Origin of the sequence: Exiguobacterium sp. TNDT2 (assembly GCF_003331145.1) — a bacterium.
In the GTDB taxonomy this organism is placed as follows: domain Bacteria; phylum Bacillota; class Bacilli; order Exiguobacteriales; family Exiguobacteriaceae; genus Exiguobacterium.
Genome location: NZ_QLVE01000011.1, coordinates 60,267 through 74,789, shown reverse-complemented (window position 1 = coordinate 74,789; position 14,523 = coordinate 60,267). Strand labels below are relative to the sequence as shown.

The following is a 14,523-nucleotide window of genomic DNA, read 5'->3' as shown; positions in this document are numbered from 1 at the left end:
GTTGTCATTTCGTCTCGTAATAGGCGTTCACGATCCGGCGCAGCGAGCGCTCGTTCAAATCGAGCGGTTTGAACCCGGCGTCCTGCAACAGGCGTTTCGTGTTCGCATCCTGGAATGAGATGTTGCGGTTCAAGTACGGGTTGAACACTTTTACCATCTCGTTGAACGTCTGCTCGACGTTGCTCAACGAGGACGTCGCCGTCTCGGTGATTTTCAAATGTGGGAACTCGAGCGCCTGCTTCATATATTCGAGCATCGTCTCGTTGCGCGGCGGGGCATCGTTCGTCACGTTATAAATCGTATTCGGACGTGCGTGCTCGATGGCCGCGAGCAGCACGTCGGCCACATAATCGACCGGGACGAGGTTCGACGTGCCCGTCTCGGACCCGAGAAGCCGGATCGGGCCGACAGGGGCGCCTCTCCGTTCGAGTCGACGCTTGAACACTTCCAGGGCCCGCATATAGCCGTACATCGTGAACTTCGAATCGGCTTCGCCGGTCTTCGAGTCACCGACGATGATGGCGGGCCGGAAAATGGAGACGGCCAGGTCATGCCGGGCTTCCCAAACGGCTTGTTCGGCATGGGCCTTGCTCTCCTCGTACGGGTTATGGAATGTCTGATCGGTCGCATACAGCGTCTCATCTCCGATCTCGCGTGCCCCGAGCGTATAGGCCGTACTGACGTGGAAGAAGCGGGGGCAGTGCAAAGCTTTCGCGAGGTTAAGCGCTTGCTGCGTCCCCGTCAAGTTCGTCTCGAACAGCTCATCGCGGAGTTCCTCATCGAATTTGACGAGCGCGGCCATGTGGAGCACCAGGTCGAAGCTCCGGTCATGGTTTGTGATAAAATCCTCGTCCGCTCCAAGGAACGGGGCCGTCAAATCCCCGGACAGCACTGTAATCGAGCGGCGTTCTTCCTTCGAGAACATCGCCGCCACTTTTTCAGGCGTACGGGCAAGGACGCACAGTTGATGGCCTCGATGGATCAACTCGCGGGCAAGCCGTCCCCCTAAAAATCCGGTCGCACCGGTCATAAAAATGTTCACAGCGTTCTTCCTCTCTTTTCAGTCTCTCCCCATCATAACAAGCGACGGCGGAATGAGCCACTTTCAGCCTGATGTTTCAAATTAGGGGTTTAACATTTTTTAAAGTGGGTTATGACTTAAGGAGAAGCGTACGCAAGGTACGTCATGACAGTGTTGATCTGTCAAATAACTTAAGTGAGGTTTTTTAGAATCATGGCTAATCTATTCGGAACTGACAAGGATGGCAACAGGAAGAGGCAAGAAGAGATTGAAAAAACGGTTCAGGAGAAAGGGATCACTCAAATCCATATGTACTTCTCCGACGTGCTTGGAGACTTGAAGCTATTGACTCTCTCTGCAAAATTGTTGCCGGAAGTTTTTGAAGGGAAGACGATGTTTGACGGTTCATCCATCGCCGGTTTTTCTTCCATCAAAAACTCAGACCTATTCTTGAGACCGGATTTAGATCGTCCACGCTACGAACAGGACGGGGACGAGAGCATCCTAGCCTTCTTCTGTGACGTCTGCACGCCAGACGGGGAACGGTATGAGTTTGACCCGCGCAACGTCTTGAAAGATGCCCTCGAGCGCGCTGCAGGCGACGGATACTCGATCTTCGTCGGCGCCGAGCCGGAATTCTTCATCTTCGACGAGAAAGGCGAATTCTACGACGAGGCCGGATACTTCTCGACACGTTCGGAAGACAAAGGTTATGAGGTACGTCAACATATCGCCAACCGGTTGAGCGATGTCGGCTTCAACATCGAGGCGGTCCACCATGAAGTCGCACCGGCCCAGCACGAGATCGGTATCAAGTATGATGACGCGTTGCATACGGCCGACAACATCCAATTCTTTAAAGAAATCGTCACATTGGCGGCCCAAGAGAAAAATGCGAAAGTGTCGTTCTTGCCGAAACCGCTCCGCGACGTCAACGGTTCTGGGATGCACCTGAACATCTCGGTATGGAAGAACGACAAGGATGGCAAGCCGACGGTCAATGCATTCGAAGAGCCAGAGTCGGACTACGGACTGTCGCTCACAGCCCGTCACTTCATCGAAGGCATCTTGAAGCATGCCCGTGCGACGGCCATCTTCACGAACCCGCTCCCGGAATCATATGAGCGTCTCGTGCCAGGCTTCGAGGCACCGGTGAATATCTGTTGGAGCCCGTCGAACCGTAGCTCGATGATTCGGATCCCGGCGTCACGCGGCAGTGCGACACGCGTCGAAGTCCGTAACCCAGACCCGAGCGCCAACCCATATCTCGCCCTCGCGGCCCTGATTTACGCTGGACTCGAAGGGATCGAGCAACAGCTTGAGCCGTCATCACCGAACGAGGACGACTTGTTTGAGTACTCGGCCAAACAAATCGAGAGCCAAGGTATCTCGTCACTCCCGGCGACGTTCCATGAGTCGATCCAATCGCTCAAGTCGGACCGGTTCCACGATTACTTCAACCATGACTTGATCGACCGCTACTTGTCGCTCATCCAAGTCCGTAAATAAGCAAAGCATACAAAAGCCCATTCCTCGGCCGAGGAATGGGCTTTTACGCTTAATGAATGCCGCGCATATACTTTTTGATGACCGGGGCGAGTGCAAACAAGATCAGACTGAGCACGATGGCCGCCCCACCGATAATCCCGAAGTAGAGCATCTCGTTCTCCGGTGAATAGAAACGGACGAGCTGAGCGTTGATCCCTTGCGCCGCCGCGTTCGATAAGAACCAGAGCGACATCGTCTGGGCCGAGAAGGCGGCCGGAGCGAGTTTCGTCGTCGCCGACAGACCGACCGGCGACAGGCTGAGCTCACCGAGCACGACAATGAAATAGCTAAGGACGAGCCAGAGCGGGTTGACGAGCGTGTCTGGGCCGCCGAAATAGGCCGGGAGCAAAATCACCAAGAAACTGAGGCCCGCGAACAAGATCCCGAAGGCGAACTTCGTCGGGATACTCGGCTCACGGTCACCGAGTCGAACCCAAAGCCATGCGAACACCGGTGCGAGCATGATGATGAACAGCGGGTTGAGCGACTGGAACCAGGCCGGTGACAGCGTGATCCCTAAAAATTCAAGGTCGGTCCGCTTGTCGGCATAGCTGGCCAAAATCGTCGCCCCTTGCTCTTGAATCGCCCAGAACATGACCGAGGCGATGAAGAGCGGGATATAGGCGATGATCCGTGACCGCTCGATTTCCGTCGTCTTCGGGCTACGATACATGACGATAAAATAAATCGTCGGAATGGCGATCCCGAACACACCGACGAGACCGATGAACGTGTTGATCGTGAACAATCCTTGTGGAATCAACACAGCCAACAGGCCACCGATGAGGACGACCGCGATCGCCGTATACTTGATCGCGTTTTTCTTCTCAGACGGTGTCAACGGATTCGGCACGTATGAACCGGCGAGACCGAGATTTTTTTTCTTCGTGACCATGAACACGACGAGACCGATGAACATCCCGACCGCGGCGAGTGCGAAGCCCCAATGGAAGCCGTAGCTCTTTTGGACCCCACCGACGATCAACGGTGAAATGAAGGCACCGAGGTTGATCCCCATATAGAAGATGCTGAATCCGGCGTCACGACGACGGTCCGTCTCGTGATACAGGTCACCGACGATGCTCGAGACGTTCGGTTTCAAAAGACCGGTCCCGATGACGATCAATGCCATCGAGATGAACAAGAACGTCAGGCTGCCCGGAATCGACAAGACGATATGCCCGAGCATGATGAACACACCGCCGAAGAAGACGGCACGCGACGTCCCGAACACACGGTCGGCGAGCCATCCCCCAATGACCCCCGACATGTAGACGAGTGCGCCGTACACCGACATGATTGACAAGGCGACGTTCTGGTCGAGACCGAGACCGCCTTCTGACACCTCATAGTACATGTAGAACACGAGGATGGCACGCATCCCATAATACGAGAACCGTTCCCAAAACTCAGTGAAGAATAGCGTGAACAAGCCCTTCGGCTGTCCGAAAAATCCTTTTTGCGGTACGCTGTCCACAATTTTCTGTTTATCGATCCTTTCCATGAAAGATCCCTCCTTAACCGTATCATCATAAAAAAGAATCATTATGTTTGTAAAGAATAAATGAATGCAAAATTCAAAATTTAACGATATTAAAACGAAATCAAAAACCACACTAAACGACTAGGTTCAGTGTGGTTTATGGATTAAGCCGTTTTCTGTTTCGCCTCGGCCGCACTGACGCGACGTCCGAGTTGCCAATAGATGAGTCCCGACACACAGCTGGCCGCCCCGACGAGAATCAACGCGATATGTCCGGCGCGTTGATCAAAGAATAGGCTCGCCATGATCGGTGCGGTCACCCCGCCGATCAACCATTGGATGCTGGCGGCCCCGTTGTAGGCGCCGCGCATATTCTCCGGTGCGATCAAGGCGATGAACGTCTGTTGGACCGGCGACATGATCATCTCGCCGAGCGTATAGAACGCGTACACCGCGAGCAAGACGCTGACGAGGACGAGGTATGGCGTCCCGAGGGAATAGAGGAGACGCGGCATGACAGCGATCAGAATCATGCCGACACCGAAGATGGTCGCCCCGGCGAGCATGACGTTTCCGAACGGCTTGCAGCCGAGTTTCGAGGCGATCGGGAACTGGAACAACACGACCATGACGCCGTTTAAGGCGAGCATGTAGGCGAACGGATTCTCACGGTCGGTGAACGACGGCATCGACTCCCTTAAAAACAGCGGCAGCATGCTCTCGATGAGCGAGAAGCCCATCGAGATGAAAACGCCGGCGAAGATGAACACGAGGAACACCTTGTCGTTGTAGAACACCCGCAGCACGTCCCGGTTCGACGGCGTGTCGGCGTCTGACGTCTCCGGAAGCGATTCCCGGATGAAACGACCGAGGACGAGCGCGTACAAAACGAAGACAAGTGCGGCCGAGTAGAAGATATACTGGCGATCGATAAACAGGACGGCACTGCCGAGAAGCGGGCCGAACGCCGCCCCGATATTGTGGCCCATCCGCAACAGGCCGAACGCCTCGTTCATCTGTTCGGGTTCGGTCACGTCCGCCACCATCGCACTGGCGGCCGGATGGAACAACGAGTTCGTCAAGCCGAGCATGGCGTTCAAGAGCAGGAGCGGCCAGAACGTCTCGGCGAAGGCGAAACCGACAAGGGCGAGTGCGTCGCCGAGAATCGCGGCCATCATGATCGGTTTACGGCCATACAGGTCCGCGAGCCGTCCGCCGACGACCGATCCGATGAGGGCCATGATCGGGCCTGTCGCCATGATGACGCCGACCTGAATGTAACTGTCGAGCTTATCGCTGTAATAGAGGACGAGGAACGGCGCGATCATGAACATCATGACGCCGGTGATTGTCTCCCCGAGGAAGCGAATCCAAATATTACGGTCGAGTCGTTTGAGTGATTGAATCATAAGGTTCACCTGCTTCAATTAATGTAATGAAAAAAGGGACGCAATATGCACAAAGGCATACGCGTCCCTACGATCTTAGACATGCCTCGGAAGGCAGGCGCACATTACGAATTCAAATCACGGAGAGGCGCCTGCCGGTCAATATGGACTTGGATGAGCGAACGTTGAATGACTGACATCGGTACCTCTCCTTTCTGCATTGGACTGTCTTCTCTTCAAGATTATGATATTTCTGTGAAATGTGTCAACCTTAATCGTCAATGTGTCATAACAATTCATTCAAATTCTTGCGGCTGAGCCGGTAGTCGATCAAGCGCGACAACACGACTTGAATCATTGCCGTCACCGGTACACTGATGAACATCCCGACAAGTCCGAACAGGCTACCCCCGATGATGATCGACGTGATGACCCAGAACGGCGTGATGCCGACGCTGTCACCGAGAATCTTCGGTCCGAGCCAGAGCCCGTCGAATTGTTGTAGCAAGAAGATGAACAACAGGACGATGAGCGCCGTGAACGGGTCGTAAAAATAGGTGATGATGAACGCTGGAATCATCCCGAGCAGCGGGCCGACATACGGGATGAAGTTGAGGACCCCGACGATGACACCGAGGAGAAGCGCATAAGGCGCCCCGATAATCAATAGCCCGATGACGGCCATCACCCCGATAATCAGGCAATCGAGCGACTTTCCGATGATATAACGCTTAAAGATATAGTCCATCTCTTGGAAGATGTCGATTGTCGTCTTGGCCGACGCGACGGGGAGCATCGCATACAACAGCCTCGTGAACATGCGGGCGAAGACCTCTTTGTCTTTCAACAGATAAATCGAGATGACGATTCCGATCAAGAAGTTGATGAGCGTCATCGTAAAGCTCGACACATAACTGACCGAAGACAAAACGGCGGTCTCGACCCACCCGGAATAGCGCTCCTCGAAGCGGCTAAAGTCAATGGCCTGGGCGATCGTCGCATTGTATTCTTTCAAGTACGTGTTCAGCTGGGCGAGGAAACCGTCGATTTGGCGGATGTAGAACGGGAGCTCCTCGATGAGTGAAACGAGACTCGAATAGATGCGCGGGACCAGGGTCACCGCTGAGATGACAAGAATCCCGATGAAGACGAGATAGACGATCAACAAACCTTGATGACGTTTTAATTGAAACCGTTCTTCTATATAGGACAGGACGGTATTCAGGAGCAGCGCGATGGCAATCCCCATGATGATCGGCGTCAGCAACTGAAACGCGTAATGCATCATCCGAGAAACGGTGTCCGGCTCACTGATGACCTTCCAGAGGACGAGCAAAATCAGGCCGATCACGCTCAACTTCCAAATCAATTGACGATTTAATTCCAATGGTCCATCCCCTCATGCTTAAAATTTTGTGATATAGTGTTCATTTTTACTATGACTGTTTTTTTAGCAGGATTCAATAGGTCGCCCCCATTTTCAAAAAAGGATTGACAAGGTTGGGAACGTTTGGTTAACTAAGTGGCATATTACATAAACACAAATCGCATAAAAAAACACTTTCTATCAAGAGAAGCGGAGGGACTGGCCCGATGAAGCTTCAGCAACAGATTGTTCCAATACTGTGCTAATTCCAGCAAGGTGACCTTGAGAGATGGAAAGGTGGTTGTTCGAATACGTCCGTATCTCGACACCCCTTTCCGCGGAAAGGGGTGTTTTTTGCATAGGAGGACTATTCATGACAGACAGACGCTCAAACTTACTGAAGACTTTACCACCCCAACATTTTGTCGGACTCGCGAACGAGGTGGCCGAGCTCGAACGTTCCGGTCGTGACATTATTCGACTCGGACAAGGGACGCCCGACCTGCCGACGCCCGAACCGATCTGCGACGCGCTCCAGACGGCGCTCCAAGACGTCTCGACCCATCAATACGGTCCGTTCCGCGGTCAGGCCCGTCTGAAACAAGCGGTGGCGACATTCTATTTGAACGAGTACGGGGTTGAGCTCGACGCCGAGACGGAAGTCGCGATTCTCATCGGCTCCAAGTCCGGGCTCATCACCTTGCCGCAATGCGTGCTTGAACCTGGCGACGGGATTTTGCTGCCGAACCCGGGCTATCCTGACTATATCTCTGGTGCCCGGCTCGCCGGTGCCGTCGTCCACGACCTCGTCTTACGCGAGGAGAACGGTTTCCTTCCTGACTACGAGACGCTCGACACGGAAGGCGCGCGGCTCATGTATTTGAACTATCCGAGCAATCCGACTGGGGCCGTCGCCACACCAGCCTTCTTTGACGACACCGTTCGGTTCGCCCGGGAGCGGGACTTGATGGTCGTCCACGACTTCGCATACGGCAGCATCGGGTTCGATGGCCATGTCCCGCCGAGCTTCCTGCAGGCAGAAGGCGCGAAAGACGTCGGCATCGAGGTGTACACGATGTCGAAGGCGTTCAACATGTCCGGATGGCGCGTCGCCTTCGCCGTCGGGAACAAAGACATCATCGAGGCGATCAACACGTATCAGGACCACGTCCACGTCAGTGTCTTCTCGGCCATCCAAGTGGCGGCCGTCGCCGCGCTCGAGGCGCCCCGTACCATTCGCGATGACTTGGCACGACTGTACAAGGCACGGCGAGATCGCCTGATCGACGGGTTGAACCGGGCCGGCTGGGCCGTCGAACCGCCGGAAGGTTCGTTCTTCGTCTGGGCGAAAGTGCCCGAGGGCGATGCCAAATCATTCTCGCGGAAACTGTTACACGAGGCCGGTGTCGCCGTCACCCCGGGCTATTTCTTCGGCTCGGAAGGGAACGGTCACGTCCGCTTCGGTCTCGTATCACCGGAACCGAAAATTGACGAGGCTGTCGAACGAATCGAGCGGTTGTTTGCCGCCTATGAGGAGGTGCGGGCATGATTCGTCAAGCAGTGCTCGAGTACGACCACTCCGATGACGCGCTCGACCGTCTCGACGACTTGATTGACGGTCGTCGGGTCCATGTCCTGCACGGTCAGAACGGATATGATGTCGTCCGAGCCATCTTTCCGGCGATCGCGGACTATCCGGCGACAAAGTTCAGCGGAGAGTGCACGGACTCGGAAGTCGAGCGGCTCAAACCGTTTGACGCCGATGTGTTGATCGCCATCGGGGGCGGGAAGCTCGTCGACACGGCCAAACTCGTTGCCTATCAACGGAACGTCTCGCTCATCGTCATCCCGACGCTCGCCTCGAACTGTGCCGCGTTCACGCCGCTCAGCGTTGTCTACCAGGAAGACGGCAGCTACGACCGCTACGACTTGTTACGCGTCGTCATCGAGCGGGTCATCGTCGACTCACGCGTCATCAGACGTTCCCCATATGAGTACTTCCGGGCCGGTGTCATCGACACGGTCGCGAAGTATTACGAGGCGCGCTATTTGAGCGGGGACAGCTCGATTGACGCCGGCGTCAACACCGGGCTTGCCTTGGCCGAGCAGTGTGGTCGTCTCGTCGAACTCGATTTGAGTGAAGAGGCCTTTGAGTCATATAGTGACGAAGTCCGCTTCGCGGTCGATCATGTGATCGCCATCGGCGGCGCCGTCGGAGGGTTTGGTGACGCCGGTACCCGGGTCGCCGTGGGCCATGCGGTCCATAACGCGCTCAGCCGCTTCGAATCGAGCCACTCTTTCTTGCATGGTGACAAGGTCGGCTTCGGACTGATCGTCCAAGAGCGGTTGCGCCGCTCGGCCGATGCCCCGTATTTGGAGGCTTGGTTGAAACGGTTCGGTGCCCCGACGACGCTCAAGGCATTCGGGGTCGGACCTGAGCATATCCCGGTTCTCGTCGACGCCGTCATGATAGAGACCGAGCTGCAACAATTGCCAGCACCGCTCAATAAAAAAAATCTGAAAATAATTTTTGAAAATTTACAATTACTTCTTTACAATTAATAGAATTAAAAGTAAGATGATAACAATTAAATAGACCGATTGCTTATCAAGAGTGGTGGAGGGACTGGCCCTATGAAACCCGGCAACCAGATCATTATGATCATGGTGCTAATTCCAACAGACGAAATCGTCTGGGAGATGAGCGTGTCCGACTTCGTCTTGTCGTGCCCGCCACTCTTCATGAGTAGCGGGCTTTCATTTTGGAGGAGGAAAAACACATGAACATCAAACAGAAAACAGTACTCGTAGGAACATCACTACTCGCCGCCATCGCACTCTCGGCGTGCGGTCAATCAGACGCGAGCGAGGCGCTCAGCACGGAGTCGCTCACGATCGGCGTTACGGGCGGGCCGCACCAACAGATCGCCGAGAAAGTGAAAGAACTCGCTGCCGAAGACGGGCTCGAACTCGATATCAAAGTGTTCAACGACTATAATACGCCGAACACGGCGCTCGCCGAGGGCAGCCTCGACGTGAACAGTTATCAGACGCTCTCATTCCTTGAACTGCAAAAATCAGACAAAGGCTATAAGATCGACGACGTGTTCAAGACCGTCGCGTTCCCGATGGGTCTCTACTCAGAGAAATTGACCGACATCGATGACTTGAAAGAAGGCGACAAGGTCGCCGTCCCGAACGACCCGGCGAACGAACTACGGGCGCTTCGTCTCTATGAGACAGCGGGTCTCATCACGCTGAAGGAAGGCTTGACGGACAAGGCGACGAAACGTGATATCGCCGAGAACCCGCTCAACCTTGAATTCATCGAACTTGAGGCATCGCAGCTCCCGACCCAGCTCCCGGAAGTCGCCCTCGCGGCCATCAACACGAACTTCGCGATGGGTGCCGGTCTGTCGATCAACGAGGATGCCTTGTTCCACGAGGACACGGTCGACAACCCATATCCGAACTACGTCGTCGTCCGCACCGAAAATAAAGATGACGAAGTCGTCGCGACGCTCAAATCGTACTATCACTCGGACGAGGTCCGGACGTTCATCGAAGAGACGTTCAACGGCTCGATCGTCCCGGCGTTTTAAGGAGAGCCTATGATTGCACTTAATGGAATCACGAAGACGTTCACGGTGAACAAAGGGACTGTGACCGCACTCGACGACGTCTCGCTCACGATTAAGAAAGGTGAGATTTTCGGCATCATCGGTCGCAGTGGCGCCGGCAAGAGCACGCTCATCCGCATGATCAATCTGCTTGAGCGCCCGACGTCGGGCCAGGTCGAGATCGAGGGACAGGACATCACGAAGCTCGATAAACGAGGGCTCTCGAAACTCCGTCATCGGATCGGGATGATCTTCCAACATTACAACTTGCTCAAGACGGCGACCGTCGAAGAGAACGTCGCCATCCCGCTCCGTCTCGAAGGACTTGATAAGCGCACGATCCGTGAACGAGTGGATAAGTACCTTGACATCGTCGGATTGACGGCGCATCGAAAACACTACCCGGAACAACTATCGGGCGGACAGAAGCAACGTGTCGCCATCGCCCGGGCCCTAGCGCACGAGCCGGATATCCTCCTCAGCGACGAGGCGACGAGCGCGCTCGACCCGGAGACGACCGAGTCGATCCTCGACCTCTTGCTCGACATCAATCGTGAACTCGGACTGACGATCTTTTTGATCACGCACGAGATGGAAGTCATCGAAAGAATCTGTGACCGGGTCGCCGTCATCGAGGCAGGGCGAATCATCGAGGAAGGAAACGTGCTCGACGTGTTCGCGGACCCGCAGCACGGCACGACACGCAAGTTCTTGAAGACGAACCTCGACGTGCCGAAAGAGGTCGTCGAAGAATTGAGCACGCACGGGATGCTCGTCAACTTGTCGTTCATCGGCCATCAAAGTGAACAGGCCGTGCTCGCCCAGTTGACGAAACGGTTCGGCTTGCTGCCGAACATCATCGGGGGCGGCATCAAAAAGCTAAAAGGCGGTCTCGTCGGCAATCTGCTCGTCCATTTGGACGGCGATAAGGCCCAGACCGATCAAGCCGTCCGCTTCTTAGAGGCGAGCGGTGTGAAAGTGAAGGAGGTGACGAACCATGCTTCAGTTTTGGGAAAATTGGGGTGATTTGATTTGGACGGGGACGATCCAGACGCTCACGATGACCGGCATCGCGCTCGTCATCTCGACGATGATCGGACTGCCGCTCGGGACGCTCCTCGTCTTGACGCGACCGAACGGCCGACTCGCCAACCGTTATTTCTACGGCATCTTGTCGAGCGTCATCAACGTCGTCCGTTCCATCCCGTTCATCATCCTCTTGTTCTTCATCCTCCCGTTCACCCGCTTCATTATGGGGACGACGATCGGCGTCCAAGGCGTGCTGTTGCCGCTCATCGTGTTCACGGCACCGTATATCGCGCGGCTCATGGAGTCGGCGCTGCTCGAGGTCGACCGTGGGGTCGTCGAGGCGTACGAGGCGATGGGCATCTCGACCCGCAAGATCATCTGGTACGTGTTGATCCGGGAGGCCCGCTCCTCAATCGTGCTCGGTCTGACGATTGCGACGATCGGGCTCATCGGGGCGACCGCGATGGCCGGGCTCGTCGGGGCCGGTGGACTAGGCGATATCGCCTATCAGTACGGGCATCTTCGATTTGAGCCGGAAGTCATGTACGTGACCATCTTCGTCTTGATCCTGCTCGTACAATCGATTCAATCGTTCGGCAACCGCTTGGCGGCCCGACTTAAGAAGGCATAACAAAAAAGAGCTCTGCTTCGGCAGGGCTCTTACTTGTTGTCGAGCAATCGTTTCAATTCGGCGATGCGGTCATGGCGCGGGATGAACGTCCGAATCTCTTTCTCGCTGAACCCGATTTGAATTCGATTGTCGTCGACGACGATGGGACTCTTCAAGATCTGGGGGTGCGACGCCACGAAGCTGTACAGTTCACGGAGCGACATCTCGTCAAGTTGATCCGCCGCTTGTTTGTACACACTCTTTTGGACGGACAACAGGTCCGTCGTCCCGTTCTCCGTGAGGCGAAGCATGTCTTTGAACTCGGTGAACGACATCCCTTGGTCGGTCAATTTCTTCTCGATGAACGGGATGTTCTGTTCGCGTAACCAATCGATCGTCTTACGGGAAGAACTGCAGCTTGTATGTGTAAATACGGTGACCGTCACGGCAACCACTTCTCCTTTACGTAAGGTTGGACTTCTCTATTTTCTCTCATTCATACGTTTCGAACGCGAAATATGTTTCAAATCACATATACTTTTTATCGCCATCGGACGATTTGTCGTCAGTCAGTTCGAGTACATGACGAAAGAGACCATAACCGAGGAGGGATTTACATGTTTGATTACACGGTCAAGACGGACCAGACGGTCGAAGCGGTCGTCGAGAAGCTGAAAGCGACGCTCAAGGAAGAAGAGTTCGGAGTGCTCTGGGACTTTGATTTGAGCGAGACGCTCGAAGAGAAAGGCCAAGCGATCGACGGGGACTATCGCATCCTTGAAGTATGTAATCCGAAAGAAGCGAAGAAAGTCATCACGGCACATCGGGAAGGCGGCTATTTCCTGCCTTGTAAGCTCGCTGTCTTCACGAAAGATGGGTCGACCCATGTCGGGATGCCGAAGCCGACGAAACTGATCGAACTGATCGAGGATGAGTTGCTTCAATCGATCGCCCACGACGTCGAGACGCGACTGACGCGTGCGATTGATCAAGCCGTATAATTGAATGAGCGAACCCGTCCATGAGAGTGGACGGGTTTTTTCCTGTTCCTCCTTAAAGTCATATAATGGTAAAATTGGTACAAATAGATTTTAAGGGGCGGATGATTTGAAAAAGTTAGCCAGTGCACTCGTATTATCCATGGGCTTATTGGCCAGTTGCGGTGGGGAAAAGCCAGACGTCGTGAACTTGTCGTATGTCGATGCGCATTGGACCGTTAACAAGTATTCCTTAGAGCAACCGGAAGCCCTCGAATCGGTCGATGAGACGTTACAGGCCTGTACCGGGGAATTAACGACTGAATTGAAGGGAGACTTGACGGTTTACGATACGGTCATCGCGAATCGCCATCAGATGACCGATACGGGAGATGAAAATGCATATAAATCGGTGACGTACATCAAAGGCGATGAGCATTATGCAATTTGTCGCGATATGCTCTCTGAACGCTTTCAAGCCGAGGTCATCGGGTCGTTCCCCCAATTCGTTGATACACAGAAAGGAAAGCGAATTCAACGAAACCCGTTCATCGAACCTGCCGACGAAGCCACTCAAGCAACATTCCTCGATGCGGATGGATTGTTGGAGCCGAGTAAAGCTGTCAAACCTTTTCCTGATACCATCGTCACGTTCCTACCGGCTTTCCACGGCGAGATGGAATTGACCATTGGAGATCGACCGGTCGCATTCCCAGTGCTGATGTTCGACCCGATGATGGCTCAAATAGATGAAATCAAAGTCGCAATCGGATATCATCCCGAAGAAAAGAAGCCCTATATTTTAATGATGCTCGCGGACCTCTATTTCTCGATGAGTCCGTTAGATGAGATCGTCGACCCGTTGATAGGAGAGCTGACGTATGAAGAGTTGACAGTCAAACGCCTGCCTCTTCGTTCGGAACTGTTGCCCGACAAATCCTATCCATTGTATGAGTTCAATTATAACCGTGACGGGAAAGCTGTGACCGAGATTGCGACCCTTACATATCGTGCCTTTGAGCTGTTAACGACTTCTGAACAAAAGGCGCTCAAGGACAAACCGGACGAGCAGTATATGCCGACTGTGAGCGGTCCATTGATTTACCTCCACGAGAAACTGTTCAACAACGAATCGATCTTGACGTATCCGACCGTGTTACGTGCGGCCGGCAACGAGATGGATGATCTCATACGGGCAATCGACTCTGCTGAGCCAACGAAGCGCATGGGTGATCAAGGGGACTATCCTTATCTCACGATCGTGGACGGACTCAAAGGTCAAGAGTTCGAGGTGACGTATAAACAGCGATCGAAGAAGCTGGATATCTACGTGACCGACCGATCAACCGAAGAGACATATAAACTGACGAGCGAAGGGGCCGAGACGTTCTTGTCCTACTTCCCTGATTTGAAGAAGAAACCGAAGAATTGAGGTGAACTGATGAGGAAGTTTGGAATAGGAATCGGTCTATCACTAATCA

13 protein-coding genes and 2 riboswitches are annotated in these 14,523 nt (G+C 54.2%); of the genes, 8 read left to right on the top strand and 5 right to left on the bottom strand.

The genetic code is table 11. The annotated features are described in order from the left end of the window. Positions 1 to 4: 4 nt before the first annotated feature. Positions 5 to 1,042: an SDR family oxidoreductase gene (locus DPV68_RS07880; protein WP_114166218.1), complete on the bottom strand. Its 1,038-nt coding sequence runs from the start codon at positions 1,040 to 1,042 to the stop codon at positions 5 to 7. A 192-nt stretch (positions 1,043 to 1,234) separates the two neighbouring features. Between DPV68_RS07880 and DPV68_RS07875 the strand changes: the two genes are divergently transcribed. Next, a complete protein-coding gene (locus DPV68_RS07875) occupies positions 1,235 to 2,530 on the top strand; it encodes a glutamine synthetase family protein (protein WP_114166217.1) in 1,296 nt (431 codons plus the stop codon). A gap of 49 nt (positions 2,531 to 2,579) precedes the next feature. Here DPV68_RS07875 and DPV68_RS07870 read toward each other — a convergent pair whose 3' ends face one another. The 3 genes from DPV68_RS07870 to DPV68_RS07860 all read right to left on the bottom strand — a co-directional run bounded on the left by DPV68_RS07870 (position 2,580) and on the right by DPV68_RS07860 (position 6,827). Beyond that, on the bottom strand, positions 2,580 to 4,073 hold the full coding sequence (locus DPV68_RS07870) for a peptide MFS transporter (protein ID WP_114166216.1): 1,494 nt from the start codon (positions 4,071 to 4,073) through the stop codon (positions 2,580 to 2,582). A gap of 143 nt (positions 4,074 to 4,216) precedes the next feature. Further along, positions 4,217 to 5,461: an MDR family MFS transporter gene (locus DPV68_RS07865; RefSeq protein ID WP_114166215.1), complete on the bottom strand. Its 1,245-nt coding sequence runs from the start codon at positions 5,459 to 5,461 to the stop codon at positions 4,217 to 4,219. 265 nt (positions 5,462 to 5,726) lie between these two features. Beyond that, positions 5,727 to 6,827, bottom strand: coding sequence for an AI-2E family transporter (locus tag DPV68_RS07860; RefSeq protein WP_114166214.1), 1,101 nt, complete (start codon positions 6,825 to 6,827; stop codon positions 5,727 to 5,729). Positions 6,828 to 7,001: 174 nt separating this feature from the next. Next, a riboswitch (SAM riboswitch) is annotated at positions 7,002 to 7,102 on the top strand. Positions 7,103 to 7,179: 77 nt separating this feature from the next. Here DPV68_RS07860 and DPV68_RS07855 point away from each other — a divergent pair. The 5 genes from DPV68_RS07855 (at position 7,180) to DPV68_RS07835 (ending at position 12,086) form a co-directional block, all read left to right on the top strand. Beyond that, positions 7,180 to 8,355, top strand: coding sequence for an aminotransferase class I/II-fold pyridoxal phosphate-dependent enzyme (locus DPV68_RS07855; RefSeq protein WP_114166213.1), 1,176 nt, complete (start codon positions 7,180 to 7,182; stop codon positions 8,353 to 8,355). After that, on the top strand, positions 8,352 to 9,368 hold the full coding sequence (locus tag DPV68_RS07850) for an iron-containing alcohol dehydrogenase family protein (RefSeq protein ID WP_114166212.1): 1,017 nt from the start codon (positions 8,352 to 8,354) through the stop codon (positions 9,366 to 9,368). Before DPV68_RS07855 ends, DPV68_RS07850 begins: the two co-directional genes overlap by 4 nt. Before the next feature lie 40 nt (positions 9,369 to 9,408). Further along, positions 9,409 to 9,513: riboswitch (SAM riboswitch) on the top strand. A 73-nt stretch (positions 9,514 to 9,586) separates the two neighbouring features. Beyond that, the gene (locus DPV68_RS07845; RefSeq protein WP_114166211.1) at positions 9,587 to 10,408 is read left to right on the top strand and encodes a MetQ/NlpA family ABC transporter substrate-binding protein; all 822 of its coding nucleotides are present in this window, start codon (positions 9,587 to 9,589) and stop codon (positions 10,406 to 10,408) included. Positions 10,409 to 10,417: 9 nt separating this feature from the next. Next, positions 10,418 to 11,452, top strand: a complete 1,035-nt coding sequence (locus DPV68_RS07840; RefSeq protein WP_114166210.1) for a methionine ABC transporter ATP-binding protein — start codon at positions 10,418 to 10,420, stop codon at positions 11,450 to 11,452. Then, positions 11,424 to 12,086, top strand: coding sequence for a methionine ABC transporter permease (locus DPV68_RS07835; protein WP_114166209.1), 663 nt, complete (start codon positions 11,424 to 11,426; stop codon positions 12,084 to 12,086). The genes DPV68_RS07840 and DPV68_RS07835 overlap by 29 nt, the downstream gene beginning before the upstream one ends. Positions 12,087 to 12,115: 29 nt before the next feature. On the opposite strand, the gene DPV68_RS07830 is transcribed toward DPV68_RS07835, so the two are convergent. After that, a complete protein-coding gene (locus DPV68_RS07830; RefSeq protein ID WP_021067479.1) occupies positions 12,116 to 12,511 on the bottom strand; it encodes a Spx/MgsR family RNA polymerase-binding regulatory protein in 396 nt (131 codons plus the stop codon). Between the two features lie 171 nt (positions 12,512 to 12,682). On the opposite strand from DPV68_RS07830, the gene DPV68_RS07825 reads away from it, so the two are divergent. Together DPV68_RS07825 and DPV68_RS07820 are read left to right on the top strand one after the other, a co-directional pair. Further along, positions 12,683 to 13,066 (top strand): DUF302 domain-containing protein, encoded by a 384-nt coding sequence (locus tag DPV68_RS07825; protein ID WP_114166208.1) that lies wholly within the window; start codon positions 12,683 to 12,685, stop codon positions 13,064 to 13,066. A gap of 106 nt (positions 13,067 to 13,172) precedes the next feature. Next, a complete protein-coding gene (locus tag DPV68_RS07820; protein WP_114166207.1) occupies positions 13,173 to 14,474 on the top strand; it encodes a hypothetical protein in 1,302 nt (433 codons plus the stop codon). Positions 14,475 to 14,523 lie beyond the last annotated feature (49 nt).